Annotated in this window: 24 protein-coding genes; 14 read left to right on the forward strand and 10 right to left on the reverse strand. The window is 60.0% G+C overall.

Features of this window, described 5'->3' with window-relative positions; genetic code table 11:
• Window positions 1-57 precede the first annotated feature (57 nt).
• The gene (locus tag GOB90_RS10015) at window positions 58-396 is read left to right on the forward strand and encodes a cobyric acid synthase (protein WP_173572030.1); all 339 of its coding nucleotides are present in this window, start codon (window positions 58-60) and stop codon (window positions 394-396) included.
• Between the two features lie 96 nt (window positions 397-492).
• Entirely contained in the window at window positions 493-723 is a 231-nt protein-coding gene (locus GOB90_RS10020) for a hypothetical protein (RefSeq protein ID WP_146888505.1), read from the forward strand.
• Between the two features lie 98 nt (window positions 724-821).
• Here GOB90_RS10020 and rplI read toward each other — a convergent pair whose 3' ends face one another.
• The 6 genes from rplI to dnaG form a co-directional block, all read right to left on the reverse strand.
• Window positions 822-1,406 (reverse strand): 50S ribosomal protein L9, encoded by a 585-nt coding sequence (gene rplI / locus GOB90_RS10025; RefSeq protein ID WP_146888502.1) that lies wholly within the window; start codon window positions 1,404-1,406, stop codon window positions 822-824.
• Between the two features lie 13 nt (window positions 1,407-1,419).
• Window positions 1,420-1,695 (reverse strand): 30S ribosomal protein S18, encoded by a 276-nt coding sequence (rpsR, locus tag GOB90_RS10030; RefSeq protein ID WP_146888499.1) that lies wholly within the window; start codon window positions 1,693-1,695, stop codon window positions 1,420-1,422.
• A 6-nt stretch (window positions 1,696-1,701) separates the two neighbouring features.
• A complete protein-coding gene (gene rpsF / locus GOB90_RS10035; protein WP_146888496.1) occupies window positions 1,702-2,172 on the reverse strand; it encodes a 30S ribosomal protein S6 in 471 nt (156 codons plus the stop codon).
• Window positions 2,173-2,437: 265 nt separating this feature from the next.
• Window positions 2,438-3,010, reverse strand: coding sequence for a GNAT family N-acetyltransferase (locus GOB90_RS10040; RefSeq protein WP_146888493.1), 573 nt, complete (start codon window positions 3,008-3,010; stop codon window positions 2,438-2,440).
• A 4-nt stretch (window positions 3,011-3,014) separates the two neighbouring features.
• A complete protein-coding gene (gene rpoD / locus GOB90_RS10045) occupies window positions 3,015-5,015 on the reverse strand; it encodes an RNA polymerase sigma factor RpoD (RefSeq protein ID WP_146888490.1) in 2,001 nt (666 codons plus the stop codon).
• A gap of 193 nt (window positions 5,016-5,208) precedes the next feature.
• Window positions 5,209-7,065, reverse strand: a complete 1,857-nt coding sequence (gene dnaG, locus GOB90_RS10050; protein ID WP_146888487.1) for a DNA primase — start codon at window positions 7,063-7,065, stop codon at window positions 5,209-5,211.
• A gap of 258 nt (window positions 7,066-7,323) precedes the next feature.
• Between dnaG and GOB90_RS10055 the strand changes: the two genes are divergently transcribed.
• Entirely contained in the window at window positions 7,324-8,778 is a 1,455-nt protein-coding gene (locus GOB90_RS10055) for a prolyl oligopeptidase family serine peptidase (protein ID WP_146888588.1), read from the forward strand.
• Window positions 8,779-8,837: 59 nt separating this feature from the next.
• On the opposite strand, the gene GOB90_RS10060 is transcribed toward GOB90_RS10055, so the two are convergent.
• Window positions 8,838-9,308: a GatB/YqeY domain-containing protein gene (locus GOB90_RS10060; protein WP_146888482.1), complete on the reverse strand. Its 471-nt coding sequence runs from the start codon at window positions 9,306-9,308 to the stop codon at window positions 8,838-8,840.
• A 152-nt stretch (window positions 9,309-9,460) separates the two neighbouring features.
• Here GOB90_RS10060 and carA point away from each other — a divergent pair, with 152 nt between their 5' ends.
• The 5 genes from carA (at window position 9,461) to GOB90_RS10085 (ending at window position 17,211) form a co-directional block, all read left to right on the forward strand.
• A complete protein-coding gene (carA, locus tag GOB90_RS10065; protein ID WP_146888479.1) occupies window positions 9,461-10,918 on the forward strand; it encodes a glutamine-hydrolyzing carbamoyl-phosphate synthase small subunit in 1,458 nt (485 codons plus the stop codon).
• A gap of 9 nt (window positions 10,919-10,927) precedes the next feature.
• On the forward strand, window positions 10,928-12,133 hold the full coding sequence (locus tag GOB90_RS10070; RefSeq protein ID WP_146888476.1) for an ATP-binding protein: 1,206 nt from the start codon (window positions 10,928-10,930) through the stop codon (window positions 12,131-12,133).
• 6 nt (window positions 12,134-12,139) lie between these two features.
• Window positions 12,140-15,394: a carbamoyl-phosphate synthase large subunit gene (gene carB, locus GOB90_RS10075; protein WP_146888472.1), complete on the forward strand. Its 3,255-nt coding sequence runs from the start codon at window positions 12,140-12,142 to the stop codon at window positions 15,392-15,394.
• 119 nt (window positions 15,395-15,513) lie between these two features.
• Window positions 15,514-15,987 (forward strand): transcription elongation factor GreA, encoded by a 474-nt coding sequence (gene greA / locus GOB90_RS10080; protein ID WP_146888469.1) that lies wholly within the window; start codon window positions 15,514-15,516, stop codon window positions 15,985-15,987.
• 27 nt (window positions 15,988-16,014) lie between these two features.
• The gene (locus GOB90_RS10085; protein ID WP_146888466.1) at window positions 16,015-17,211 is read left to right on the forward strand and encodes a threonine ammonia-lyase; all 1,197 of its coding nucleotides are present in this window, start codon (window positions 16,015-16,017) and stop codon (window positions 17,209-17,211) included.
• Window positions 17,212-17,214: 3 nt separating this feature from the next.
• Here GOB90_RS10085 and GOB90_RS10090 read toward each other — a convergent pair whose 3' ends face one another.
• Window positions 17,215-17,424 carry a dodecin gene (locus GOB90_RS10090; RefSeq protein ID WP_146888461.1) on the reverse strand — a complete coding sequence of 70 codons (210 nt, stop codon included), beginning with the start codon at window positions 17,422-17,424 and terminating at the stop codon, window positions 17,215-17,217.
• 191 nt (window positions 17,425-17,615) lie between these two features.
• On the opposite strand from GOB90_RS10090, the gene GOB90_RS10095 reads away from it, so the two are divergent.
• The 4 genes from GOB90_RS10095 (at window position 17,616) to GOB90_RS10110 (ending at window position 21,250) form a co-directional block, all read left to right on the forward strand.
• On the forward strand, window positions 17,616-18,050 hold the full coding sequence (locus GOB90_RS10095) for a flagellar biosynthesis repressor FlbT (RefSeq protein ID WP_146888458.1): 435 nt from the start codon (window positions 17,616-17,618) through the stop codon (window positions 18,048-18,050).
• A gap of 71 nt (window positions 18,051-18,121) precedes the next feature.
• Entirely contained in the window at window positions 18,122-19,057 is a 936-nt protein-coding gene (locus tag GOB90_RS10100; protein ID WP_146888454.1) for a flagellin N-terminal helical domain-containing protein, read from the forward strand.
• Between the two features lie 58 nt (window positions 19,058-19,115).
• On the forward strand, window positions 19,116-20,843 hold the full coding sequence (locus GOB90_RS10105) for a tetratricopeptide repeat protein (protein WP_146888451.1): 1,728 nt from the start codon (window positions 19,116-19,118) through the stop codon (window positions 20,841-20,843).
• Complete coding sequence (locus tag GOB90_RS10110; RefSeq protein ID WP_146888448.1) at window positions 20,840-21,250, forward strand: flagellar biosynthesis regulator FlaF; 411 nt, start codon at window positions 20,840-20,842, stop codon at window positions 21,248-21,250. The genes GOB90_RS10105 and GOB90_RS10110 overlap by 4 nt, the downstream gene beginning before the upstream one ends.
• A 3-nt stretch (window positions 21,251-21,253) precedes the next feature.
• On the opposite strand, the gene upp is transcribed toward GOB90_RS10110, so the two are convergent.
• Both upp and msrB read right to left on the reverse strand, forming a co-directional pair.
• On the reverse strand, window positions 21,254-21,904 hold the full coding sequence (gene upp / locus GOB90_RS10115; RefSeq protein ID WP_146888445.1) for a uracil phosphoribosyltransferase: 651 nt from the start codon (window positions 21,902-21,904) through the stop codon (window positions 21,254-21,256).
• An 87-nt stretch (window positions 21,905-21,991) separates the two neighbouring features.
• Window positions 21,992-22,390 (reverse strand): peptide-methionine (R)-S-oxide reductase MsrB, encoded by a 399-nt coding sequence (gene msrB, locus GOB90_RS10120; protein ID WP_146888442.1) that lies wholly within the window; start codon window positions 22,388-22,390, stop codon window positions 21,992-21,994.
• Between the two features lie 246 nt (window positions 22,391-22,636).
• Between msrB and GOB90_RS10125 the strand changes: the two genes are divergently transcribed.
• Both GOB90_RS10125 and gpmI read left to right on the forward strand, forming a co-directional pair.
• Window positions 22,637-22,813: a hypothetical protein gene (locus GOB90_RS10125; RefSeq protein WP_173572031.1), complete on the forward strand. Its 177-nt coding sequence runs from the start codon at window positions 22,637-22,639 to the stop codon at window positions 22,811-22,813.
• A gap of 342 nt (window positions 22,814-23,155) precedes the next feature.
• Entirely contained in the window at window positions 23,156-24,706 is a 1,551-nt protein-coding gene (gpmI, locus tag GOB90_RS10130; protein WP_146888439.1) for a 2,3-bisphosphoglycerate-independent phosphoglycerate mutase, read from the forward strand.
• Window positions 24,707-24,832 lie beyond the last annotated feature (126 nt).

Below are 24,832 nucleotides of genomic sequence, written 5' to 3' on the forward strand. Positions count from 1 at the left end.
CTGATCTGAACGGACCGGGATTATAAAGCGTGTGCTGGCTGGAGGGGGCTGGGACTTGTGCCATGGCCGGGCGCGGCACGGCGGCTTCCGGCCGGGGATGCGATTGTTCTGGAAAGGGGCACGGGTTTATCGCGGCGCCGGTGTGTGATGGCGTGCCTTCTTCTGCCGCATAGCGCGAATTTCGACGATCTTGATCCGCTGAAGAATGAGCCGGAGATTGAGGTGGTTATGGTGCTGCCGGGACCACCTGTTCCGCGCGATGCGGCGCTGATTATTCTCCCCGGTTCAAAATCTGTTGTCAGTGACATGAAGTTTTTGCGTCGGGAGGGATGGGATATCGATATTCCGGCTCATCATCGGCAGGGCGGGCAGATACCGGGGATTTGCGGCGGTTAATCAGATGCCGGGCTGCCGGATTGCCGACGCTGAGGGGCTTGAGGGAGAATCGGAAGCGGTTCCCGGGGCTCAGGCTGCTGGATATTGAGACCCGGTTTGGCTGGTCAGAAAGTGCTGAAACGGGTGGCCGGGGCCGGGCCGGGGGCTGAGTTCGCGAGTTATGAAATTCATGTGGGGAAAGAAGAGCGGCGTGGAGATGTTCGTCCGTTCGCGTGGCTGGGTGTGCGGAGTGATGCTGTGGATCATGACATGACATGGTCGTGGATACGGCGCCGGACGGGATTGCTGTGGCGCTGGAGCGGAGCGTCGATCCGGATGCTTTGCTGACGCTGGCGCGATGAAAATCCCCTGGGATGTTGCGGGCACAAAAAAACCCCGGAAGATTGTCTTCCGGGGTTCTTGCAGACCTGAAAGTAAAGCTGCCGTCAGACGGCGGCTTCGCTTTCGGCAGGGGCTTCCGCCTCTGTGCCTTCTTCCGCGTCGTCGGGAACGGGAAGCTCGTATTCGTCTTCCTCTGTGCCGATGACTTCGCCTTTGGCCTGACGTTCGGCTTCTTCGGCGGAGCGGGCGACGTTGACGCGCACATGGATCGCGACTTCCGGGTGCAGATCGACGCGGACGTCGTACAGACCCAGGGTTTTGATCGGATGCGGCAGGAACACCTGGCTCCGGGTGACGGTGAGACCGGCATCCGTGGTGGCCTGAGCGATGTCGCGGGTGGACACCGATCCGTAAAGGTTGCCTGCGTCGCCGGCCTGACGGATCAGGACGACGGTGAGGCCTTCCATACGCTCGGAGAGACGCTCGGCCTCTTCGCGACGCTTGATGTTGGTGGCCTCGAGCTGGGCGCGCTCACGGTCGAAACGCTCGCGGTTGGCGGCGTTCGCGCGGATGGCCTTGCCCTGTGGCAGGAGAAAGTTACGGGCATAACCCGGCTTTACCTTCACGAGTTCGCCCATCTGACCCAGATGTTCGACGCGCTGAAGGAGGATTACTTCTGTAGCAGCCATGATATGCCTCTCCTCAGCCTACGACGTAGGGCAGCAGGGCGAGGAAACGGGCGCGTTTGATGGCCTGGGCCAGCTCGCGCTGCTTCTTCGCGGATACCGCGGTGATACGGCTCGGGACGATCTTGCCGCGCTCGGACAGGAAGCGGCTGAGCAGCCGGACATCCTTGTAGTCGATCTTCGGCGCATTGGGGCCGGAGAACGGGCAGGCCTTGCGGCGACGGTAGAACGGACGGCGCGCACCGACGGCGGTGCGACGGCCGGCCGGATTGACTTCGGTTGTGTCGGACATGTGACCTTACTCCGCTTTCGGCTCTGGGTTTTCATCACGAGCGCGATATTCCTCGCGATCGTCATAAGAGCGGCGTGTACGGCCGCTCTCGAACCGGCCGGAAGGCTTCGGGCCACGGAAATTGCCACGATCACCGCGATCGCCGCGGTCATCGCCCTTGCGGGACAGAACCGGAGACGGGGTGTCGTCGATTTCCTCAACGCGCAGGGTGAGCACGCGCAGGACGTCTTCGTTCAGGGCGAGCTGACGCTCGACTTCCTTCAGAGCAGGCGCGGTCGCATCGAGGCCGAGGAGCATGTAATGCGCCTTGCGGTTCTTCTTGATGCGGTAGGCCAGGGAGCGAAGGCCCCAGTATTCCTGCTTTTTGATGGAGCCGTTCTCACCTTCGAGGTATGTTTTGATACCTTCGGCGATGGCTTCAACCTGCTGCTGGTTGATATCGTTACGTGCGATCAGCACGGTTTCATACAAGGGCACTGTGTATCCCTCCGGATTGCTTCAACCCAGACCATTGCGAACCGTTCCGCGAATGGTGCGCTGTCTCCGGCATATGAATCCGGGGACATATTGCGCGACGGGTATAGCCGGGAGCGATGCCGCGCGCCCGGCAGGGAAGATGCGGCATGAAGCACGGATGGCGGAGGAAAGCAAGCGGCGACGGGTGCTGCCCGGCGGGAAAGACCTGAGCGGCGGAAAAGCGATCGCGCCGGCATCTGCCCGGAAGAGGCCCGGACGTTCGTCCTTATGGTCGCCGTGCCTGTGTCAGGGGCGGCGGGACGACGAGGCCCAGGCGATCGGGGATGTCCCAGGTTTCGCGGATGACGTTGCAGATGCGGAAACCGACCCTGAGATAGGCTGGCAGCGCGCGCGGATGGTCGGCTGAGCAGGTGTTGACGGTGACGCGGGCAGGTCCGGAGGCCCAGGCGATGCTGACGGCGTTGCTCAGAAAGGTGGTTCCGAGACCACGTCCGATGGCATCCGGGAGCAGGCCGAAATAGGCGAGATTGAGAACGTTCCGGAACTGGGTTTCCAGCTCGAAGAAACCTCTGAGTTTTTTGCCTTCTTTCAGAAGGTAAACGCGGCGGCCCGGTTCGGCGAGAAGGGCCGCGAGCTCGTTATCGGGCAGGACCTGGCGCATCCACCAGCAGTAATCCCGTCCGACACGATCGTAGAGTTCACGATAAAGGGCCACGGTCGGACGGGGTTCGTATGCGATGCTCCATCCGACGGGGAGTGGCGGCGCCGGCGTGGCGGGCGGGTGGAGCATCTCCAGGAAGGTGACGTCCACGATCGCCCGGGTAGTGGCTTCAGGCATTCTCTCAGTTGTCGTCGAGGAAGGACCGGAGTTTACGGCTGCGGCTCGGGTGTTTGAGTTTGCGCAGGGCTTTTGCTTCGATCTGACGGATACGCTCGCGGGTGACGTTGAACTGCTGTCCGACTTCTTCCAGCGTGTGATCGGTGTTCATGCCGATGCCGAAGCGCATGCGGAGGACGCGCTCTTCACGCGGGGTGAGCGAGGCGAGCACGCGGGTGGTGGCTTCGCGCAGGTTGGTCTGGATCGCGGCGTCGAGCGGGATGACGGCGGTCTTATCCTCGATGAAGTCGCCGAGATGGCTGTCTTCCTCGTCACCGATCGGGGTTTCGAGGGAAATCGGTTCCTTGGCGATTTTCAGGACCTTGCGGACCTTTTCCAGCGGCATACCGAGCTTTTCCGCCAGTTCTTCCGGTGCGGGCTCGCGTCCGATTTCATGCAGCATCTGCCGCGAGGTGCGGACCAGCTTGTTGATCGTTTCGATCATGTGCACGGGGATACGGATGGTGCGGGCCTGATCGGCGATCGAGCGGGTAATGGCCTGTCTGATCCACCATGTCGCATAGGTCGAGAACTTGTAGCCCCGGCGGTATTCGAACTTATCGACGGCCTTCATCAGGCCGATATTGCCTTCCTGGATGAGGTCGAGGAACTGCAGGCCGCGATTGGTGTATTTTTTCGCGATGGAGATCACGAGGCGGAGGTTGGCCTCGATCATTTCTTTCTTGGCGCGGGCGGAGTCGCGCTCGCCACGGGCGACGGTGGCATAAACGCGGCGGAATTCGCCGACTGACAGGCCGGTATCCTGGGCGAGATCGGCGACCTGGCTGCGGAGATCGGCCATGGTGTCGGTATGTTTGGCGACGAGGTTCTTCCAGCCTTTCCCCGGGAGGGTGGCGATCATGTCCATCCAGCCCGGATCGATTTCGTTCTGGCGGTATTTGATAAGGAAGTCTTCGCGCGAGACCTTGCAGCTTTCCGCGAGGCGGAGCATGCGGCCTTCGAGCATATTGAGGTTCTGGAACAGCTCCTTGAGCTGCATGACCAGTTCCTCGATGCGGTTATTGTGCAGATGCACCTGCTCGACGCGGGCGACCAGGTCGGCGCGGAGTTTGAGGTAGGCGTTTTCGATTTTGGTCGTCGTTTCCTCGCCCGCGACCAGCGCTTCGATGCGCTTGTCCTGCATTTTCTGCAGTTTGTCGTAGAGCGGCTCGATTTCGTCGAACTGGGCCAGGATATCGGGTTTCAGCTTTTCTTCGAGTGCGGAGAGCGACAGGCCGCTCCCCTCGCCTTCTCCGCCTTCGGTATCTTCGGTTTCCTCGGTTTCCTCGGCATCGTCGGTTTCCGACTCTTCGCCTTCGGGCGCATCGGCGTCCGTTGGCAGTCCTTCGGGGCCGTTGGCTTCGGCCTGCATGGCTTCGAGATCGACGATATCGCGCAGGAGCATATCGCCGACTTTGAGGCGTTCATGCCAGGAGATAATGGCGCGGAAGGTCAGCGGGCTTTCGCACAGGCCGCCGATCATTTCGTCGCGGCCGGCCTCGATGCGCTTTGCGATGGCGATTTCGCCTTCGCGGGACAGCAGTTCGACCGAGCCCATTTCGCGCAGATACATGCGAACGGGATCGTCGGTGCGTCCGGCGTTTTCGCTGACATTGCCGCGGGTCGGCGTGCCTTCGGGAGCGGCTTCGGCTTCCGCTTCGGGCTCTTCTTCCTCGTCCTCGCTGTCGGCGGCTTTTTCTTCGGGGGTTTCGGCGTCTTCGTTGTCTTCGTTCTCGACGACCTGGATGCCCATCTCCGACAGAACGGCCATGACGTCCTCGATCTGCTCGGAGGACATCTGGTCCTGCGGCAGAACGGTGTTGAGTTCGTCGAAGGTGATGTAGCCCCGTTCACGACCTTTGGCGATCAGGCGCTTGACGGCTCCGGACTGTGTATCGAGGAGAGTGTTGTCGCCGTCCTGATCGCCAGAGGTTGCGGCAGCGCCGGCAGCAGTCTTTGTCGCCATTCCGGAATATCTCCTCGTGTCCGCTTCCCCGATGTGGAAAGCAGTACAATTATACACCTGATTTACATTAAGTAGCGTGGAGGTGGTCGATTGCGGGACGGAAGTCAAGACCCGGACCACTGGTTATCCGAACGCTTTTGCGATGTTCGCGGTTTCCCTTCCGTATCATGAATTCGGACCCGTCCTTGCTGTTTCAGTAGGAGCCGTCTTCCAGGCGGCGGAGGGAAGCGAGGGCTTCGATACGCAGTTTCAATCTGTCCCATTGCGCCGGGTCCAGCCCCTCCCGTGTCCAGGCTTCCGTATCGCGGGCAATATCGGCCTCGAACGCGGCGCGGTTGGCGGAGGCATAGAAGTGCCACCACAGGACTTCCGGCGGAGACTCCATCAGACCGTCATCGACCTGCTTGCCCGGTTTTTTGATGCAGGCGGTGCGAATCAGAGCTTCTGCGCGGGGCCGCAGGCCCTGCTGGCCGAGCATGTCCATCATGCGGGTGAAAACGGTGTCTTCGTCCGGATGGTCATCGAACATGGTGCCGGAGGCGGTGCCGTCAAGAACGGCGCTGCGAAGTTCGGCGAGGCCGGGCGGAAGATCGAGCTGGCACCAGGCGTCCGCGACGCTGCCGATCAGGCGTGGATAACGCAGGATCAGGCCAGTCAGCAGGGTGAGTTTGGCGGCGGTGCCGTCGAGCGGGGCGTCGGGCGTTACCGGGCCTGCGGGCGGGGTGAAGGCGCTGCCGTTTTTGCCGGGTTTTCCGCCTTTCCGGCCGCGATAGGTCTGGAAGAAACGGTCGAGCAGCGAGGAACGGTATTCGCCCGCGAGGGATTTGTCGGCGATTTTCCCGGCGGCTTCGACGAGACGCGAGCGGAGGGTGGCGCGTTGTTCGGGGGTGGGATTCTGCGGGGTGCCTTCGGCGAGGAGGTCGAACAGGACATCGGCGAGCGGGCGGGCGCCGGCGAAGAGCTGCGCGACGGCGACACGGCCTTTTGTGCGGCTCAGGCTGTCGGGGTCTTCGCCCTCCGGGAGCATGCAGAAGCGCAGGCCGCGCTCGGTAGAGAGCAGCGGGAGGGCGGTTTCGGCGGCTTTGATGGCGGCGCGGCGACCGGCGGTGTCGCCGTCGAAGCAGAGGATGGGGGACGGGGCCACCTGCCAGAGGGTTTCGAGCTGTTCGGGGGTCAGCGCGGTGCCGAGCGGGGCGACGGCGCCCGGGAAACCGGCCTGATGCAGGGCGATGACGTCCATGTAGCCTTCGACGACGACGGCATCGACGGGCGGAGCGCCTTTCGGGCGTGGGGCGCGGATGGCGGCGCGGGCACGGTCGAGGCCGAAGAGGAGTCGGCGCTTGGAGAAGAGCGCGGTTTCGGGGCCGTTGAGGTATTTGGGCTGGCGGTCGCCCAGGATGCGGCCACCGAAGGAGACGAGGTCACCCCGGCGGTCGCGGATCGGGAAGGTGACGCGGCCCCAGAAGAGTTCGCCTTTCGGGCGGCCTTCCTCATCAGTGCTCATCAGGCCGGCTTCGGCGAGGGCTTCGGGCATGATGTTCTGTTCGCGGAGGGCTGAGACGAGGGCGCCGCGTTTGTCGCTGGCCCAGCCGAGGCCGAAGGCGGCGATGGTTTCGTCGGTCAGGCCGCGTTTTCTGAGATAGTCAAGGCCGGTGCGGCCTTCGGGCTGGTGGAGCGCGTAGCTCCATAGGCGCTGCGCGGCTTCCAGCACGTCGCCGAGCGTGCGGGCGCGGACGGCCTGGGCGCGGGCCTGGGGGGTGGCTTTCGGGACTTCGAGACCGGCCTCGGCGGCGAGGCTTTCGACGGCGTCCGGGAAAGATTTTCCCTCGGTTTCCATGACGAAGGTGATGACGTCACCATGCACGCCGCAGCCGAAGCAGTGGTAGTGGTCGTCATAGACGTAAAAAGACGGCGTTTTTTCGCCGTGGAAAGGGCAGCAGCCTTTCCAGTTCCGGCCTGAGCGGCTGAGCTTCACGCGGCGACCGATCAGGGGGGCGATCGGCGTGCGGGCCCGGAGTTCGTCGAGGAAGGCGGCATCGATGGTGCTCATACGGGATGACGCGGGGCTTTCTTCAGGTGGGAAGCGGATCCTCTTGTAGTGGAAAAGGACCTGAAAATACCAGCCTGGAAGCGGTTACGGGGATCGCGAGGACTGTCTTTTCCGGCCATTCTGGCGCTGACATTCCGGGTGGGTTACAACGCTTTCCTGCACCGACGCATTCCTGACAGGGCGTGTTCTGCTCTGGACATTTTCTGTTACATTAAGCCGGAGACGATATCCTTGACCGATTTATCGAGACGCAATTTCATGGTGGCCGGAACGGCTCTGGCCGGGACTGTTTCCGCGATGGGGGGCTGGATTCACGAAGTCCGCGCGGCGGAAAGTGGCCACGGGTTTATGGCGGCCTCTTCTTCCATGTCCGATGACGGGCCTGACAGCCACAGAAAGCGTGTTCCGGGTCTTCAGGGGATCTGCGCGCTCTGCGAAGTGACGGGCGGGGGCGAGAAGGTTTACGGCATTGCCGTGGAGTATGATGTTGATATCGACCCGGCTGGTCTGACCCGCGACACGTACAGCACGGCTGTTTTCCCGGCGGCAAAAGGGTTTTTCGCGGGGATGCCTCAGGAGCCTGATAAGAACGACACGACGGCCGCCGCGCAGCCCCGGTCTGTTGTGGCGATCTATACCAATGCCGGACCGGCCCTGCGTGCGGACCGGAAGAGTATTGCCGGCAGGTATGTCATCACTGAATTTCAGCATGACCCGGACCTCAGCCTTCCGACGACCGACAGCGACAGGGTGACAGTGACGCAGGACCGGGACGTGAAGACGGCGGGCGGCGCTGTTTATGCGGCCAGCAGGACCGTGCGGAGCAATGCCGGTCATCACGGAAACAGTGTTGTGATTCGCGGTGTCGATGCCTGGGAGCAGAATCACTGGTGGTGGGACGATACGCGTTCAGCCTGGCTTGAATACAGCATTTATCTGCCGAAATCGTTTCTTATGAAGGGCGGGGAGAACAAGGCTTATCCGCTTGTTCTTGCTGTCACTCACTCGGGGACCAGTTATGACGGCACCTGCGCCCAGACGCTGACCGAGCAGTGCATTGCCACGATCTGGAGTCTGCCCGAAGAACAGGACAGGCATGAATGTGTGGTCGTCACGCCGCGTTATGAGCGCACGACGATGAACGATTACTGGGAACACACGGCCGACGTTGAGAATACTTACCGGCTTGTTGAATCTCTTCTTCGGAACACATGGAATTACGGCAATCCGAATCTGGATGACCGGAAAGACAAAGTTCTGAAGATCGACCCGAAAAAGGTTTACTGCACGGGCTGGTCGATGGGGGCCATGACGTCGCTCTGGCTGATGGCGAAGCATCCTGAGACGTTTGCGGCGGGGCTTATCATTGCCGGGCAGCAGCGGCCGGAGGATGTTGCCACGCTTGCCGATCAGAAGCTTCTGATCATTACGGGGACGGAGGACAACAAGGCGACGCCGTGGAATGAGAAATGCATTCCTGTGTGGGAGCGGAATGGCGGACGGGTGACGCGGCCTTCGGAGCGTCTCGATCCGGCCCTGATCTTTCCGGTCGATGACCAGAAGAAGCTGACCGCTCAGGTTGATGGTTATCTGGGCCAGGGCGGCAACATCACCTTCCTGACGTTTGAAGGGGTCGATCACATGGGGTCCGCGCGGAAATTCTTCTACATTAAGGCAGCGAGGGACTGGCTGTTCAGCCAGGTGAAGGCGTAACCGGCGCCCTTCGGGGCACCGGACGACCCGCCCTCACCTGCCTGCGGGAGTGTAAGATCCTAGCCGGCGCCGAGGGTGGATTTCACCAGGCCGTTGGCGCGGCCGAGGTCGAGCGAGGCGCCGAATTTTGTTTTCAGGGCGCCCATGACTTTGCCCATGTCTTTCATGGTCGCGGCGCCGGTTTCGGTGATGGCGGTTCTGACGGCGGCTTCGAGGGCGGCGTCATCCATTTCGGCGGGCAGGTATTCCTGGATCAGGGTGATTTCGGCCTGTTCCTTTTCGGCGAGGTCCTCCCGGCCGCCTTCCAGATACATTTTCAGGGAGTCGGTACGGGATTTGACCATGCCGCGGAGGGTTCCGATCAGATCGTCCTCGCTGAGTTCCTTTCCGGAGGCGCGGGCGGCGATGTCGGCATCCTTGATTTTCGCTGAGATCATGCGGAGGGCGCCGACGCGTTCTTTCTGTCCGGCTTTCATGGCGGTTTTCGTATCGTCGGTGATACGGGCGCGGAGGGAAGTGGACTCGGTCATGGACGGTCTCCGGTCGATATAAGGGCGGCGGGTGACGCGGGGCGTGTGGGAGAAAGTTTTTCCCACTTCCTGCACCTGCCGTGTGGTGGGAATTTTCTTCCCACGGACGGTTGGGACTGATATGGAGGTCAGCAATCAGGGGGATATTCGGAATGTCTCTGTCAGTCGATAGTATCATTGAGCGCATCGGCGGTGCGGAAAAAATCGCGTCGCTGACGGGCGTGGGCACCGAGGCGGTTCGCAAGTGGCGGCAGGCGCGGGCGATTCCGCCGAAGCACTGGCCGGTTGTGGCGAAGGCGGCGGGCGTTCAGATCGAGGCGCTTCAGCCGGGGTTGTCCGGCGGAGTGGCCACCGGTGCAGTCTCCGGGGCGATTTCTCCTGAATTTTCATCAGATGACCAGAAGCGGGATTTCATCATGTCCGAGCAGAGCGGTGCGGTGTCCGGTGCAATCCCTGAAGGCGCGACGGCCGCGCTTGTTCTGGCGGATGGCACGGTGGCCTGGGGTATTGGCTTTGGCGCGCCGGCGACGGGCGAGGCGATCGGAGAGATCTGCTTCTCGACCGGCATGACGGGGTATCAGGAGACGCTGACCGATCCGTCTTTTGCCGGGCAGATCATCACCTTCACATTCCCGCATATCGGGAATGTGGGGACGAACGCGGAAGATGACGAGGCGGCGAGGGTTTCGGCGCGCGGGCTGGTGGTGAAGCAGGATCTGACGGAGCCTGCGAACTGGCGGTCGGCTGAGAGTCTGGATGCGTGGCTGAAGGAGCGCGGGGTTCCGGGGATTTGCGGCGTTGACACGCGGGCGCTGACGCTTCGTATCCGCGACAAGGGGCCGCAGACGGCGGTTCTGGCGCATGTCGTGGACGGGAAGCTGGATATTGAGGCGCTGAAGAAGACGGCGGTGGCGTGGCCGGGGCTTGAGGGCATGGACCTGGCGAAGGTTGTGACCTGCGGGGAGGCTTATGGCTGGTCGCAGGGGATGTGGGAGTGGCCTTCCGTGATGAAGCCGCTGCCTGCGAAGCTGCGGAAGGTTGTGGCGGTCGATTACGGGGCGAAGCGGAACATTCTGCGGTGTCTGGCCACGGCGGGCTGTGATGTGACTGTGGTGCCGGCGACGACGACGGCGGAGGAGATTCTGGCGCTGAAGCCGGAGGGGGTTTTTCTCTCGAACGGGCCGGGCGATCCGGCGGCGACGGCGGTTTATGCGGTTCCGGCGATCCGGGGGGTGCTGGATGCGGGGGTTCCGGTGTTCGGGATCTGTCTCGGGCATCAGTTGCTGGCGCTGGCGCTGGGCGGAAAGACTTACAAGCTGGAGCGCGGGCATCGGGGTGCGAACCAGCCGGTGAAGGATCTGGCGACGGGGCGTGTGGAAATCACCAGTCAGAATCACGGCTTTGCGGTGGATGAAAAATCGCTGCCGAACGAGGTTCGGGTGACGCATGTGAGTCTGTTCGACAAATCGAACGAGGGGATTGCCTCGAACACGCTTCCGGCGTTTTCGGTGCAGTATCATCCTGAGGCGAGTCCTGGTCCTTCGGACAGCTTCTATCTGTTCGAGCGGTTTGTGGAGATGATGGACGCGCATCCTGTGACGGCGGGCTGAGTTCGGTTCATGGACCCCATTCGGAATCCTTACGTGCCGGGTGCCGGGGCTTCTCCGCCGGAGCTGGCGGGGCGGCATGAGTTATTCACCCAGGCGGGGATCGTGTTACAGCGGGCGCTGGTCGGGAAGAGCGCGCGCAGCTTCATTGCGACCGGGCTTCGCGGGGTGGGCAAGACGGTTGTTCTGGGTCGGGTTCAGCAGCTGGCGGAGAGCGCGGGTTATCTGACGTGTTTTGTCGAGGCGCATGAGGACAAGTCGCTGGGCCAGCTTCTGGCGCCGCCGTTCCGGAAGATGATGCTGGATCTGGACCGTCTCGGGGCGGTGACGGCGCAGGTGAAGCGGGGTTTGCGGGTTCTGAAAAGCTTTGCCGGGGGCTTGCGGATTCATCATCCGCTGGGGCTGATGATTGAGCTGGATGTCGATCCTGAGCGGGGCACGGCGGATAGTGGCGATCTGGAGAGCGATCTTCCCGACATGGTTTCCGCGCTGGGTCAGGCGGCGAAATCCCGCAGGACGGGTGTTGCGATCTTTATTGATGAAATCCAGTATCTTTCCCAGAAGGACATGGGCGCGCTGATTATGGCTATGCATCGGGTGATGCGCGAGGGGTTGCCTGTGGTGCTGGCCGGAGCCGGGCTGCCGCATGTTGTGGCACTGACGGGACAGTCCAAATCCTATGCTGAGCGGCTCTTTGCTTTTCCGGAACTGGGGCCGCTTTCGGATGAGGAATCCGCTGACGCGCTGCGGACGCCCGCCGAGCGCGAAGGGGTGAATTTCACGAAGGAGGCGGTGGCGGAGGTGTTGCGGATCACGCAGGGCTATCCGTATTTTCTTCAGGAATGGGCTTATCATGCGTGGAATGTGGCGCATGGGGAGACCATTCTGGCGGGGGACATTCAGGTCGCGACCGAAGTGTCTCTGACGTCGCTGGATGCCGGATTTTTCCGCATGCGTTATGAGCGACTGACGCCGCGTGAGCGTCTGTATTGCCAGGCGATGGCCGAGCTTGGGCCGGGGGCGCATCGTTCGGGTGAGATTGCCGCGCAGATGGGCTCGCGGACGCAGGCGGTGGCGCCGCTTCGCAATGCGCTGATCCGCAAGGGCATGATCTACAGCCCGGCGCATGGCGACATTGCTTTCACTGTCCCGCTTTTTGAGAATTACCTTCATCGCATCAAAGCCATGGGTTCCGACCCGGCCGACGCAGAGGACTGACGACCCATGCCAAAACGGACTGACATTCGTTCCATCCTGATCATTGGTGCCGGCCCGATTGTGATTGGTCAGGCCTGCGAGTTTGACTATTCGGGGGCTCAGGCCTGCAAGGCGCTTCGGGAGGAGGGCTATCGGGTTATTCTGCTGAACTCCAATCCGGCGACGATCATGACGGATCCGGGTCTGGCGGATGCAACGTATGTTGAGCCGATCACGCCGGAGTTTGTTGAGCGGATCATTCTGAAGGAGAAGCCGGACGCGGTTTTGCCGACGATGGGCGGGCAGACGGCTCTGAATGCGGCGATGGCGCTGGATGCTTCGGGCTTTCTGGTGAAGCACGGGGTTGAGCTGATCGGGGCGAAGGCGGACGTGATCGACCGCGCTGAGGACCGGCAGAAATTCCGTGAGGCGATGGATGCGATCGGGATTGAGAGTCCGAAGAGTCTGATCGCGCATACGCTGGCTGAGGCGCGTGAGGCTCTGAAGGAGATCGGGTTACCGACGGTGATCCGGCCTTCCTTTACGATGGGCGGTTCCGGGGGCGGGATTGCTTACAACCGGGAAGAGTTCGATCAGATTGTCACATCCGGTCTGGATGCGTCGCCGACGACGGAGGTTCTGATTGAGGAATCCGTTCTCGGGTGGAAAGAGTTTGAGATGGAGGTTGTTCGCGACAAGGCGGACAACTGCATCATTGTCTGTTCGATTGAGAACATTGATCCGATGGGTGTGCATACGGGGGATTCCATTACGGTGGCCCCTGCCCTCACCCTGACGGACAAGGAGTATCAGCGGATGCGCGATGCTTCGATTGCGTGTTTGCGGGCGATCGGGGTTGAGACGGGCGGGTCGAACGTTCAGTTCGGTGTGAATCCGGTTGACGGGCGCATGGTGGTGATCGAGATGAATCCGCGTGTGTCGCGGTCTTCGGCTCTGGCATCCAAGGCGACGGGATTTCCGATTGCGAAGATCGCGGCGAAGCTGGCGGTGGGGTACACGCTGGATGAGCTGACGAACGACATTACGGGTTCGACGCCGGCGTCGTTTGAGCCGACGATTGATTATGTCGTTGTGAAAATTCCGCGTTTCACGTTTGAAAAGTTTCCTGGCACGCCGGCTTTGCTTTCGACGTCGATGAAGTCGGTTGGCGAGGCGATGGCGATCGGGCGTTCGTTCCCGGAGGCGTTGCAGAAGGGGCTTCGGTCGATGGAGACCGGGCTGGCGGGGCTTGATCCGGTCGAGGAGCCTGGGGATGGCGGGGCGGATGCGTATCGGGCGGCGCTGTCGCAGCCGCGTCCGGAACGGATTCTGATGGCGGCGCAGGCGTTGCGGGCGGGACTTTCGGTTGAGGAGATTGCCGGGGCGTGCCGGTTTGAGCCGTGGTTTCTGCGGGAGCTGGAGAAGATTGTTCAGGCTGAGAAGCATCTTCTGGATCATGGTTTGCCGGAGGATGCGCGGGGGCTGCGGCGTCTGAAGGCGATGGGGTTTTCGGATGTGCAGCTGGCGCGGCTCTCGGGGACGCAGGCTCATGAAATCCGGACGCTCCGCGAGGCGGCGGGGGTGAATCCGGTTTACAAGCGGATTGACACCTGTGCGGGCGAGTTCGCGTCGGCCACGCCTTATATGTATTCGACTTATGAGGGTGGGTTCGGGGCTCCTGTGTGTGAGTCTGATCCGACGGGTGCGAAGAAGGTTGTCATTCTGGGTGGTGGTCCGAACCGGATTGGTCAGGGCATTGAGTTTGATTACTGCTGTGTTCATGCGGCGTATGCGCTGCGTGAGGCCGGGATCGAGACGATCATGGTCAACTGCAATCCGGAGACGGTTTCCACGGATTATGACACGTCGGACCGGCTGTATTTCGAACCGCTGACGGCGGAGGATGTGGGGGCACTGATCCGGCTGGAGCAGTCGCGGGGCGAGATACTGGGCTGCATTGTTCAGTATGGCGGGCAGACGCCTCTGAAGCTGTCGCGGGCTCTGGAGGAGGCCGGGATTCCGCTTCTGGGCACGCCTGCGGATGCGATTGACCGGGCGGAGGATCGCGAGCGGTTTCAGGCGATGCTGCACAAGCTGGGGCTTCGGCAGCCGCGCAACGGGATTGCACGGTCGGCGGCTGAGGCGGAGGCTGTGGCGGAAACGGTTGGTTATCCGGTGGTTGTGCGTCCGTCTTATGTTCTGGGCGGCCGGGCGATGGAGATCGTTTATGACCGGACCAGTCTGCAGCGTTATCTGCGTGTTGTTCTGGCGGCGGCGGGGCCTGAGGTGTCTTCCGGTCCGGTGCTGATCGATCATTATCTGAACGATGCGATCGAGGCGGATGTGGACTGCATTGCGGATGGTGAGTCCGTTTATGTCGCGGGGGTGCTGGAGCACATTGAGGAGGCGGGGATTCATTCGGGGGATTCTGCCTGTGCGCTGCCGCCTTACACGCTGTCTCCGGCGATTGTGGCGGAACTGAAATCGCAGACGGAGGCGATGGCGCTGGAACTGGGCATCGTCGGGCTGATGAATGTTCAGTATGCGATGAAAGATCAGGAGATTTACGTTCTGGAGGTTAATCCCCGGGCGTCTCGCACGGTGCCGTTTGTGGCCAAGGCGACGGGGGTTCCGGTGGCGAAGATTGGCGCGCGGGTGATGGCCGGTGCGAAGCTGGGCGAGTTCACTCTGGATGACCGGGCTGTAGTACCCCATGTGGCGGTGAAGGAGGCGGTGTTTCCGTTCAACCGGTTCCAGGATGTGGATGTTATTCTTGGTCCGGAGATGCGGTCCACGGGCGAGGTGATGGGGCTCGACACGTCGTTTGAACGGGCTTTTGCGAAGTCGCAGCTTGCGGCGGGCGTGAAGCTGCCGCTTTCGGGGACGGTGTTTCTGTCGGTTCGCGACGGAGACAAGCCGCAGTTGCCGCAGATTGGCCGTGAGCTGGCGCGGATGGGCTTTACCATTATGGCGACGCGCGGCACGGCGGAGCGGCTGCGTGAGGCGGCTGTTCAGGTGACGGTTGTGAACAAGGTGCTGGAGGGACGTCCGCATTGTGTGGATGCGATCCGGTCCGGTGAGGTTCAGATGGTGATCAACACGGCGCAGGGGGCTCAGGCTGTTCAGGACAGCTATGACATCCGGCGTTCGGCGCTGACGATGGGCATTCCGCACTACACGACGATGGCGGGCGCGCGGGCGGCGACCTATGCGATCAGCGCGATGCGCGAGGGACCGCTTGAAGTTGCGCCGCTTCAGTCCTATTTTCATGGATCGTACTGAATGCAGTGAGCCTTCCGGCGGGGTTTAGGTCCGCCGGGGGGCTTGTCTGCGTGTTTCCTGTCCGGGCTGGCGGTTCTGCCTCCCGGTGAATTTTTTATGACTTCCCGAGGATAAGCACCTTGCAGAAAACTCCGATGACGGCATCCGGCCTGCAGCGACTTGAGGAAGAGTTGCGCAGACTCAAAAGCGAGGAGCGTCCGGCAATTATCCGGGCCATCGCCGAGGCGCGGGAGCATGGCGATCTGTCGGAGAACGCGGAGTATCATGCCGCGCGCGAGCGTCAGTCTTTTGTTGAAGGGCGCGTGATGGAGCTGGAGGAGATTGTCTCCACGGCTGAAGTGATCGATCCTTCGAAGCTGTCGGGCGATCAGGTGAAATTTGGCGCGCGGGTGCAGCTGATCGATGAGGAGACTGACAAAGAGGCCTCCTATCAGATCGTCGGCGTTTATGAGGCGGACATCAAGGCGGGGCTGTTGTCGGTGTCATCGCCGCTGGCGAAGTCGCTGATCGGGAAGTCGGTTGGTGATACCGTGTCGGTTCCGGCGCCGGGCGGCGACCGGACGTATGAGATCGTTTCCGTTACCTACAGCTGATTATCTGACTCCGGGGACGCTGCGCACGTGATCACTTTCGACGATGTTACGGCTGCGGCGCAGCGGATTGAGGGGCGCGTGCTGCGCACGCCCACCCTGCCCTCCCAGAGTTTGTCGAAAGCGACGGGCGCGGACATTACGCTGAAGCTCGACAATCTTCAGGCTGTCGGTTCGTTCAAGGAGCGCGGGGCGGCGAACAAACTGTCCCTGCTGACGCCGGAGGAGCGGGCGCGCGGCGTCATTACGGTTTCGGCCGGGAATCATGCGCAGGGTGTGGCGCGTCATGCCAGTCTGCTTGGGATTGACGCGGTGATTGTGATGCCGCGTTTCACGCCTTCGGCGAAGGTGACGCGGACAGCGGGCTGGGGTGCGCGGGTTGTGCTTGAGGGCAATAACTTTGCCGAGGCGTCGCTGTTTGCGCGGGATCTTCAGCAGCGCGAGGGACGGGTTTTCGTTCATCCGTATGACGATGACGCGGTGATGGCGGGCCAGGGCACCTGTGCGCTGGAGATGCTGGAGGATGCGGGGCCACTGGATGCGCTGGTGGTGCCTATTGGTGGTGGCGGATTGCTGTCGGGCTGTGCTGTGGCGGCACGGGCTCTGCGGCCTGATGTTGAGCTGATTGGTGTGCAGGTGGAGAGTTTCTCTTCGCTGGCGGCGTTTCCGGGTGATGAGATTATGCCTCCGGGCGGGTCGACGATTGCTGAGGGCATTGCCGTGATGCAGATCGGGCGGCGGCCTTATGAGGTGATCCGGGAGATGGTTTCGCGGGTGATTGTGGTGTCTGAGGCGGCGGTTGAGAACGCGATCACCATGATGTCCGAGGGGGCCAAGCAGGTTGTTGAGGGCGCAGGCGCCGTGGGGCTGGCGGCGGTGATTGCCAATCCGAAGCTGTTTGCCGGAAAGCGGCTTGGTCTGCCGGTGACGGGCGGGAACGTGGACACGCGGATTCTGGCGAACACGCTGCTGCGGGCGATGCTGCGGGATGGCCGGCTGCTGCGGCTTTGCATGGAGATCCCGGATCGTCCAGGGGTTCTGGCGGATATTTCGGGGATTATTGGCGGGGCTGGCGGCAACATTCTTGAAGTGTCGCATCAGCGGCTGTTCGCGGCGCCTTCTGTGCAGGCGGCGGAGCTTGAGGTGATGATCGAGGCGCGTGATCCGCTCCATGCGGAGCAGATCACTGAGGCGCTGCGCGCGCGCTATGTGGTGCGGCGCGTCTGAGGCTTAATCTTCGAGGGTCAGGCCGATTTTGAGGGTGACCTGGTAGTGGCTGATGTCCCCGTGTTCGACGTGGCCACGGGTACTGATGACTTCGAACCAGCGGACGTGTTTTTCGTCTTTGCCGACGCGGGTGATGGCGTTGGCGATGGCCTTCTCGACGCTGTCAGGTGATGAGCCGACGACTTCGATGACTTTATAGACGTGCTCGGACATTAAAAGGGCTCCCTGTTTCGGATCGATGCTGTGAGACGCTGCCGGATGCCATATCTGACGTTCAGGAGTCGGACGGGTTTCCGTGAAGAAGCGGTTTTCTTTCTTATTTCGAGCGCCCCAGGTAACTGATTGTCAATATTCTGCATCGATAAAGGTTCTGGTTGCGAAACACGCAAGGAGGACGACGCAAAATGGCGGGACTTGGTATTCGTCTCGAAGCCGGGGACAGGATGATCCTGAACGGCGCCGGGGTTCATTTTCTCACCGGTGCGCAGATCCGGCTGATCAATCGGGCTGATTTCCTGTTCGGGCGGCAGATCATGCGGCCGGAGGAAGCGAATACGCCGGCGCGGCGAATCTATTATGCACTGCAGAACGCCTATGTCGGCACGGCCGAAGAGCGGGTGACCGCTCTGACCGAGGCGAAGTGGTACGTGACGACCTTCATACAGGAGACGACATCAGAGTCGGCGCGAACACTTCTGGCGGATGCGCTGCGGGTCGCGACAGAAGGTAATTTCTATCGGGCTCTGAAAATTGCCCGCAGAATCATTCGTCATGAGGATGCGGTTCTGAAAGAAATCAGCAAGACGTCCGATTTTTCAGACGAAGCCCGGGAGCCTTAATCCAATATTAGCTTTCCGGGTCCTTTATAGGGGTGCTGCGAAAAATGCAGTGAACATATGGAGAAAATCTGATGTCACTTTCGATCAACACCAACACCTCGGCAATGGTTGCTCTTGAGTCGCTGAACTCGACGACAAACGAGCTGGATTCGACCGAAAACACCATTTCGACGGGCCAGAAAGTCTCGACGGCTTCCGACAATCCTGCTGCCTATGCCATCGCCCAGACGATGAACGGCAACATTTCAGGTCTGTCCGCTGTCAGCGATGGTCTGAGTTTTGCTGCCGAGGTCGTCAGCACGACCACTTCCGCTGCATCCAGCATCATCAGCACACTTCAGCTGATCCAGGCTGCTGTAACGTCCGTTGGTCAGACAGGTATTGATACAGCTACGGTCGGCACGGAAGTTGAGGGGTACCTCGACGAAATCAATACCTATGCACGTGACGCCACCATGAACGGCGTGAACCTGCTTGCCGGTACGGGCGACGCTGCGAGTGCAAATGGTGTTCAATCAGCTACCCTGAGCAATACCCTTCAGTATGTTACGGGCCTTCAGGGATCTGTCGGCACGGTTTCGTCTGTTGCGACCGGCGCGGAGGCGCTGACGACGGCTCTTGGCCTGACCTCCTCTATTCTCACTGCCGGTGGATCAACCACCAGTGCGACGGATCTGGCGGCCACCCTGTCTGCCGTATTCGGTTCCAGTGTTACGCCGAGTGCCACCGATCTTCAGTCAATGATTCAATCGGTGCAGAGCGCTATCACCACGATGACGGGCTATGCATCCAAATTCGCGGCGGCGTCCAACACCATCACAGGCATGGAAAGCTATTCCGCCAATCTGTCTGACTCCCTGACTTCGGGCGTAGGTGCGCTGACAGATGCCGACATGGCGGCAGAAAGCGCCAAGCTGACCTCTCTCCAGACAAAGCAGTCCCTTGCGATTTCAAGTCTGTCGGTTGCCAAGTCTTCTTCGCAGAACATTCTGACACTTTTCCGCTAAAACTAACCGTGAGGGGAGTTCGCTCTCCTCACGCCTCTTCGGCCAGGTATCATTTCAAATGGAAAAATTTAAAAAAAAGAATGATGTTCAGAAATACATATCAAAACTAACGACATTACTTGAGAACAACGAACATATAAAAGCAATCGATACGATCCGACACGGATTAAAAAATAAGCCGGAATGGGCAGAGGGTTACGCTCTTCTTGGTCGTCTGTTGTGGCAGACCGGGGTTCACGATGAAGCGATGACTGCTTTCAGAACAGCCGTGACATTGCAGCCGGAAACTTCGGAATGGAAATTGTCGCTTCTGAGTTGTGAAGTTCAACTCGGACAGCTTGATCGCGCGGTTCCTGAACTTCTCAGAATAATTTCTGAAAATATCAATAATGTCTCTGTTGTCATCGAAGCTGTTTCTCTTATTTCCCTGGCTTCCCGCCACGATATTGCTGCAGCCAGTCTCAAATGGTGTGTGCGGAAGCGGCCAGATGAACCGCGTTTTCCCATTGCACTCGCATCGGAACTGATAAGTGCTGGCCACCCTGCTGAGGGCTGCGCGGTCTTCATTGATCTGATAAAGCAGTCTCCTGACAATATCAGCTATACGCCGCTCATTGTTTCAGCTCTGGGGCATATTGGTGAATTTCAATACGCACTGGATATTTCAGAAGTTTACAATAATTCTCCCGAAGAAAAAAGCCCTCCCTTTCTGAACAACATGGCGTGCGCACTGGGTGCGCTTAATCGTTCGAACGAAGCGATTCCTCTATATGAAGAAGCTTTCAGAAAATCTCCGGATGATGAATCTATCCGGTTTGGTCTGGCGTCCGCATATCTGAAAAACGGTGACTACGAAAAAGGGTGGACGCAGAATGAGCTTCGTCCTGCTGTTCTGAAACGTCCCGAGAAGAAGCCGTGGCGTGGTGAAGAAGATCTGAACGGAAAGACGCTCCTGCTTCTTGGCGATCAGGGACTGGGCGATTGCATACAGTTTGTGCGGTATATCCGTTTTCTCAGTACATCAGGCACCCGGCTTGTTCTTGCAGTGCCTGCACCTCTGGTCCGGCTGTTCAGCAATATGCCATACGATATGGATGTGCATGCACTGGACCGGCTTCCCCTTGAACACGATCTGAGTTGTCCGCTTTTAAGTCTCCCGTTCGCACTTATGCGGTATATCGGGACGGAAATTCCGTCTGACGTGCCTTATCTTAAGGCATATTCAGAGGATGTTTCGCGGTTCGGGACGTTGCCTGGGCCAGCCCGTAAAAAACGGGTGGGAATTGTCTGGAGCGGCGCGGAACGGCCTCAATATGGTATTTTTTACCGGGCGAGATCGTCATCGCTGGAAGGCTTCGCGCCTGTTCTGGAACAGACGCAGGTTGAGTTCGTCAGTCTCCAGACTGGCAAACCGCGTGACGAGCTTTCTGCCTCACGTTTTCAGCATGTCCCTGATCCGATGGGTGACGTCCGGGATATGGCCGACACCGCAGCGATCATCCAGACGCTTGATCTGGTTATTTCGGTGGATACGTCCGTTGCGCATCTGGCAGGCGCAATGGGAAAACCCGTATGGATGCTGACACGGAGTGACTGCTGCTGGCGGTGGCTCGAACATCGTGATGATACGCCCTGGTATCCTACGATGAAGATCTTTCGTTCTCAGCCGGGGAGTCTCGACCACGCGATTTCTCTGGCAGCCAGGGAACTGTCGCTGTTTTCGAAAAACACATCCCCGGCAGAAGCTCACACGACCACACATAAAAAACATGAGGCACTTACATGAAGTATGGCATTCAGCGCTACAATATGGGTCTCACGAACAGCATGAGCCCGCGTCAGATTGAGGCTATGGCATTTAGCCAGGCCATTACAATGCTTCAGTCAGCGCGGACACAGAAAGACAGAATTCATGCTCTGTCGATGAATCAGAAGCTCTGGTCAGCAGTTCTTCGGGAAGTTGGTGTGGAGAACAACGGCATGCCGCCTGTTTTGCGCCATGATCTGCTTAAGCTGTCTGTCTGGGCGACGCGTTACTGCGTTCGGGCCATGCTTCATAAGATCAGTCTGAAGCCGCTGATCGATATTAACCGGGATATGCTCGACGGACTCCGCGAAGGCGCAGCGGAAGCGGTGGCCAGATCAGAGGGGGACACCGCTTCAGCCCGGACCTTCAAATTCGCAACGGCCTGACGTTTATTTTGTGCCGAAGAGGCGGTCTCCTGCGTCGCCCAGGCCGGGGCGGATGTATCCGTGATCATCGAGTTCCCGATCCACTGAGCAGGTGATGATTTTTACGTCCGGATGCGCTTTCGAGAGGCAGGCGATGCCCTCGGGAGCGGCCAGGAGGCAGACGAAAATGATATTTTCGGCACCTGCATTTTTGAGTCTGTCGATAGCGGCTGACGCGCTGTAGCCGGTGGCGAGCATCGGGTCGACGACGATGCAGTCGCGGTTTCCGATGTCGTCTGGCAGTTTCATGTAATATTCAACGGGACGAAGTGTCTCCGGGTCACGGAACAGGCCGATATGGCCGACACGGGCCGAGGGGACGAGATCGAGCATACCGTCGAGGATGCCGTTGCCGGCGCGCAGGATCGAAACAAAACAGAGTTTTTTCCCTGACAGACGCTCACCGGTCATCTGTTCGATCGGGGTGTTGATCTCGACGGGCTCCAGTCTGAGATCCCGGGTTGCTTCGTAGCACAGGAGCAGGCTCAGTTCGCGGGCCAGGCGACGGAAGCCTGTGGTGGACGTTGTTTCGTCGCGCAGTTTTGTCAGTTTGTGACGAACGAGGGGATGAGTGACAACCACGACGTTGCTGGTATGCGTTGCAGTTTCGGTCATTGACGCCTTTGCCTGTTCTGAACGTGTTGCGGGTGCCTGTGGCCGGCACCCGGATTTCTGTCTGATCCTGCCTGTGCGCTGATCTGGTCAGCCGGCTTTTTCTTCCGGCTCAAAATCCAGGACGATGCCGTTCATGCAATAGCGCAATCCTGTTGGTTCCGGCCCGTCGGGGAAGACGTGTCCCAGATGTCCTTTGCATTTCGCACAATGGACTTCTGTTCGGGCCATACCGAGGCTGTTATCGGTTTCCATCTCTACCGCGCCCGAGATGGGGGTGAAGAAGGAAGGCCAGCCGCTGCCGCTCTCATATTTGGCGTCCGATGAGAAAAGCGGGGTGCCGCACGCGGCGCAGCGATAAATTCCGGTACGTTTCTCATGATTGAGATTACTTGAGCCAGGCCGTTCGGTGCCGTGTTGTCTGAGAACCCGGAGTTGCTCTTCGGTGAGGGTGCCGCAGAGGGAGACGGGCTGTGGTTCTTCGGACATGGTGCGCTTCCTTTGCCTTCCTGACTGGCCATACTGCCCCGTCGACAGTGGCCCGGTGTGGCTGTTCCCTTATAATCCGGGAGGTCTGCCCTGCGTCAAATGGTTAAGGGTAATGGTGTCGTCTGGCGACCGGAGACACGCGACGGTCTGATTGTATAATTTTTGTTCATGTCACGAACCTGTCCAAACTGACCGGGATCGGGGGCGTTTTTTCTGTGTCCGACAAAAAAATCGCGGGAGGACGCTATGACCGACAAAATGAAAATTCTGCCAAAGAAAAAAGAGACGGAATTTGAGAAGGCTGATCGGGCAAGTCAGGAGCAACTGGACGAGGTTGGGGAAGAGACATTCCCGGCCAGCGATCCGCCCTCCTCCGGCAAGTCAACGGGACCGGGCGATACCGGTTCGCCGAAGGGGGAATGAGGCGTTTACGGCTCATGATATGATGTCAGGAATTTCCGGCCGATGGAGCCGGGATTTCTCCAGGGCGGATAGTCGGAGGCGGGCTGTCATCTGCAATGCGCCGGTTTTTGTGTTCGATTTTGCCTCGCCATTCTGAAATATAGGTGACATTTCCGTATCCACCGGACGCGGTCTGCTGCTGACTGGCTTCTGCTGGCTGGCGTAAAAGAAGCTGGCTACGAATGACTTTGCAGGCCGGAACACGTTCGGGTATTTATTGTGAGTCACATGCCTTTGTCTGAAACGACAGGCAGGCGGTGCCATGATACGGGCAACAACAATTCGAAAAAAAGGTCTGCTTTCATGTCTGCTTCCGGCACTCAGCATACAGGTGTTCCGCGTCCGGTGATGCTGGTTATTCTTGATGGATTTGGCTGGCGTGAGAAGGATTCCGACAATGCGGTCCGCCTGGCCAGGAAGCCGGCATTTGACCGGCTGTGGGCAGGCTGTCCGCATACCTTTCTTGACACGAGCGGAGAGGATGTCGGGTTGCCGGACGGGCAGATGGGAAATTCGGAGGTCGGGCATCTGAATATTGGTGCCGGGCGGGTTGTGATGCAGGAGTTGCCCCGGATCGGGCGGGCCATCAGAGACGGGAGTCTGGCTGAGAGCCCGGTTCTGAAGGCGTTTATTGATACGCTGAAGGCATCGGGCGGGACGTGCCATCTGATGGGGCTGGTGTCGCCGGGTGGTGTTCATGCGCATCAGGATCATGCTGTCGCGCTGGCAAAGATGCTGACGGATGCCGGTGTTCGGGTGGCGTTTCATGTGTTTACGGACGGGCGGGATACGCCGCCGCAATCGGGACGTGAATATATCGGGCAGTTGCAGGCGGCGTTGCCGGACGGGGTAACGATCGCGACGGTTTCCGGGCGGTATTATGCGATGGACCGGGACAATCGCTGGGAGCGGGTTTCGCGGGTTTATGACGCGATAACGAGCGGGTCAGGGGCACGGGCATCGTCGGCCGCGGATGTTATTGAGCAGGCTTATGCCGCGAAGACGACTGATGAATTTATTGAGCCGACGGTGATCGGCGGGTTTGCCGGGGCGAAGGACGGCGATGGGATTCTGTCGTTCAATTTTCGGGCGGATCGTATTCGCGAGTTGCTGATGGCGTTGCTCGATCCGGAATTTTCGGGGTTTGAGCGGAAAGCGGTGCGCCATTTTGCGGCGGCTGTGGGGATGACGCGGTATAGCGACGATCTGGCGAAGCTGACGACGGTGCTGTTTTCGCCGCAGAATCTGGTGGAGTTGCTGGGCGATGTGGTGGCTGGCGCCGGGAAGAAGCAGTTGCGGATGGCGGAGACCGAAAAATATCCGCATGTGACGTATTTTCTGAATGGCGGACGGGAGACGCCGCTGGAGGGGGAAGACCGGATCATGGTCCCCTCCCCTAAGGTTGCGACGTATGATCTGCAGCCGGAGATGTCGGCGCCGGAACTGACGGACAGGGCGGTTGAGGCGATTGACAGCGGGAAATATGATCTGATTGTGCTGAACTTCGCCAATCCGGATATGGTGGGTCATACCGGTGTTCTGTCGGCGGCGATCAGGGCTGTTGAAACGGTGGATACCGGGCTCGGGCGGATTGCCGATGCGATTGAGCGTCAGGGCGGTGTTTTGCTGTTTACGGCGGATCATGGAAACTGTGAGACGATGCGGGACGAAGAAACGGGTGAGCCGCATACGGCGCATACGCTGAATGAGGTTCCGTGTGTTCTGGTCGGGGCTGGCGATGTGAAGCTGCGGCATGGCCGCCTGGCGGATCTGGCGCCGACATTGCTGGAGCTGATGAAACTGAAGCAGCCTGCGGCGATGACGGGAAAATCCCTGATTGAGGCGACTGTCTGAAATCGGGCGGTCGGAAACGGAACGTTCACTGTCTGAGATGATCATGCGAACGGAGGGAAAGCTGGATTTGCGTGGTGCCGCGGACAGAGGACGGGACTGAATTGCTGCCCAGGTTCCGGCGGGGAT

Origin of the sequence: Acetobacter oeni (genome assembly GCF_011516825.1) — a bacterium.
GTDB lineage: Bacteria > Pseudomonadota > Alphaproteobacteria > Acetobacterales > Acetobacteraceae > Acetobacter > Acetobacter oeni.